The following is a 3,078-nucleotide window of genomic DNA, read 5'->3' as shown; positions in this document are numbered from 1 at the left end:
TGCCTCGTCTTCCACCGCCTGAGTCATGTCGTATACATCGATGTAATCACCGAATATCTCACGAGTGTTCTTGTCTTCAGTAGCAATGGGTGTGCCCGTGAACCCGATATAAGACGCATTGGGAAGAGCCTTACGAACCAGGCGGGCTGCGCCGATAGACACGTTGCCCTCTGTATCCATTTTTTCCGTTAAGCCATATTGTCCACGATGAGCCTCATCAACCATAACGATAACGTTACTGCGATCGCAGAGCGGATCGTCGCCATCCATAAACTTCTGCATGGTAGTAAAGATAATGCCGTTAGCCTCACGACCACCGAGAAGCTCCTTGAGATTTTTGCGACTTGCAGCCTTTTCGGGGGTTTGTCGAAGGAACTGCTTGCATCGGCAGAACTGACTATAGAGCTGATCGTCAAGGTCGTTGCGATCGGTAACCACCACCAACGTGGGACTCAATAACTTCTCTTGCAGTAAATGTGCCAGAAATACCATAGACAACGATTTGCCACTGCCCTGCGTATGCCAAAATACACCAATTTTACCGTCGCCTTCAACTGCGGTAATCGATTTTTGAAGAGCCTTATTGACGGCAAAATACTGGTGATACCCTGCAAGAATTTTGACAACCTTATCTGACGAGTCATTGAAGCATAGGAAGTTCTTTATGATGTCGATAAGTCGGTCTTTTGCAAACATACCCTGGAGCATGGTCTCATAGTTAGCGTGTACGGTGTTTGCGTAATCCCCATCTACGCTCTTCCATTCCATGAAACGGTCTTCTGTGGCCGTTATCGTGCCCACGCGGGTATCCGCCATATCGCTCATTACGCAAAAGGCATTAGGAACGAAGAGAGAGGGAATATGCTTCATGTAATTACGTAGCTGCAAGTAAGCGTCTGAAGAGTCAGTTTCTTCTCGCGATGGCGACTTTAGCTCAAACATAACCAAAGGCATGCCGTTCACAAAAACAAGTACATCAGGACGCTTCTCAGAGTATTCAACATAGGTCCATTGGTTCACAACATGAAAGGTATTAGCTTCAGGATTGCGGTAGTCGATCAGGTAAACAATCTCGTTGCGCTCTTCCGTTCCGTCGAAGAAGCGGACTTCGACGCCAGACTGCAAATACTCATGAAACGATTCGTTGCGCTGTTCAAGCGTCCCGCCGTCGATGCTACTTATCTTCAAAACCGCTTCATCAATGGCAGCTCGCGGCAACGATGGATTGATTCGCCTGAGGCTGATCGAAAGGATTTCCGGAAGAAACACATCTCGATACTCATCGGTTGTACGAGGTACGTCTGGACCGTATAGATACTCATATCCCATACTGTTACGCAGATGCTCGATAACCACTTGCTCATAGAAATCTTCGTTCATGCTAACTACGGCATATTCGTATTGAGACATAAGAATCCTCTGACGTCGTTTCGTGACAAAGAAGATTATAGATCATTTCAAATCAGCGCCCTCGAGGCATAAAATAAGTTCAACATTCTTCCTGCTGAGGCAAAGGGTCCACCGGTAATCTTTCCGTAACTGCCTTAGGCGACCGCCTGGCTCTCACAACATCCGCACGATGCGATCAATCCTCCCTTGAACCGCACAGCACACATAGTCAACGCGATCCGCCAAAGCCGGGTTCTCGCCGAGCACACCCGCAACCTCATCGGCAAAGCCATCGAGGGCATCGGGGTCGAACCACGAGTAGTCGTTCACGAGCCTGAGTTGCCGGTTGGCATCCTCGTAGAACGGTTTCGTGGCAAAAGAGAAGTCTCCCGCCTGAAAACTACCAAGCGTCGCCTTGCACCACAAGCTGGTCCCGGTATCGAATAGCGGAGCGATACGGCACTCAAGCGTTTCGACATTCCTCACGATGCCGAAATTCCTCCAATGACGATCAGTGTTGCCCAATATGTCGTCACAGACGATCATCTTCGACAAGGCCAAGTCTACCTCGTCCACACCCAGCTCGGCGCAACAGTCGAGGTAGTGCTGATAATCGCTGCGATGATTGGGCTGTCGCATGAGCTGACGAACATAGTAGGCAGGAACATATTCCTCGACGGAGGACACGAAGCATTCGCACTGACAGGCGGGGTCTCCCTTTCCCGCTCTCAAGCGGTAAGGCACATACTCGTCTCGTTCGAGCACGCGCTCAAATAGCTTGGTAGAAACTACTTCGTTGTACGGCTCCTGGCCCAGCACCGTTCCACCCTTGAGCAGCACCCTCTTGCCGCCTTTGCATATCCATTTTTTCGGGAGTTCGCCTTCAGATGTATTGTCGGGTGAATCAAGGCCCACGTCGGCAAGCCAATCCCCCTCGTCGGACAACTCAGTGAAATCGTTCTCGAAGTAATTGATGTCGGACCATTCGACCACACAGTCCTGAGGGCGCACCCAGTATTGGTCGGAAAGAGAAAGGCCCAAGCTCTTAAAAGGTATCTGAGCAGCCGCTTCAAGACCCAATTGCGCGAGCTTTGACTCGAGGCCTTTGCGCGTTCTCGGGATGGAGCGATGCTTCCACCAATATTCGAGGGCTTTGGCCGACACGCTGCGCCCGCGGGGAGAAACCAGTCCGAAAGGCGCACGCTGTGCATCGACGATCTCCCCTGCATCCAAGAAAGTCTGGACGGTATCGTCGTAGCAAAAGGTAAGCACTTCATGAGTTCGATTCATAAGCGTATACGTTTTTACCGTCGTTTTTGTACTCTTGTTTTTTATTGGGCGGCCCACTTTGGGGGCAGCAGCGCGTCGCGCCTCAACGCTCTGGTCGTCCACAAGCCAGATCTTAGCGACTTTTTCCGCAGAAAGACCGCCACAACGTATGAGTTGGTATATGCGCGCACGCCCAACGCCCAAACGCTCCGCAGCTTCATCGACCGTCAGAGAAAACACGGCTATCGCACTCCTTCAAATAAATACTACTTTATATCATAGTATAATATGAAAATTCATTCTGTCTATTAATACTATGACATAAAGTAGTATTTATACAGCTTCCCCGCCGCCCTACGCCCCGGCGCGTACCACTTCAATCCCCCACAGGTCGTCAAACGCGATGCACCGCTTCACTAC

General features: G+C 50.4%; 2 protein-coding genes. Both read right to left on the bottom strand.

The genetic code is table 11. The features are described from left to right. Positions 1-1,410, bottom strand: a 1,410-nt coding sequence (locus RR842_RS13290; protein WP_332730072.1) for an HsdR family type I site-specific deoxyribonuclease, incomplete at its 3' end; no start/stop codon positions are given. A gap of 153 nt (positions 1,411-1,563) precedes the next feature. Next, a complete protein-coding gene (locus RR842_RS13285; protein WP_332730071.1) occupies positions 1,564-2,898 on the bottom strand; it encodes an excisionase family DNA-binding protein in 1,335 nt (444 codons plus the stop codon). Positions 2,899-3,078: the final 180 nt, after the last annotated feature.

Origin of the sequence: Gordonibacter sp., assembly GCF_036667095.1 — a bacterium.
Lineage (GTDB): Bacteria > Actinomycetota > Coriobacteriia > Coriobacteriales > Eggerthellaceae > Gordonibacter.
This window is presented reverse-complemented; position numbering and strand designations above follow the sequence as displayed.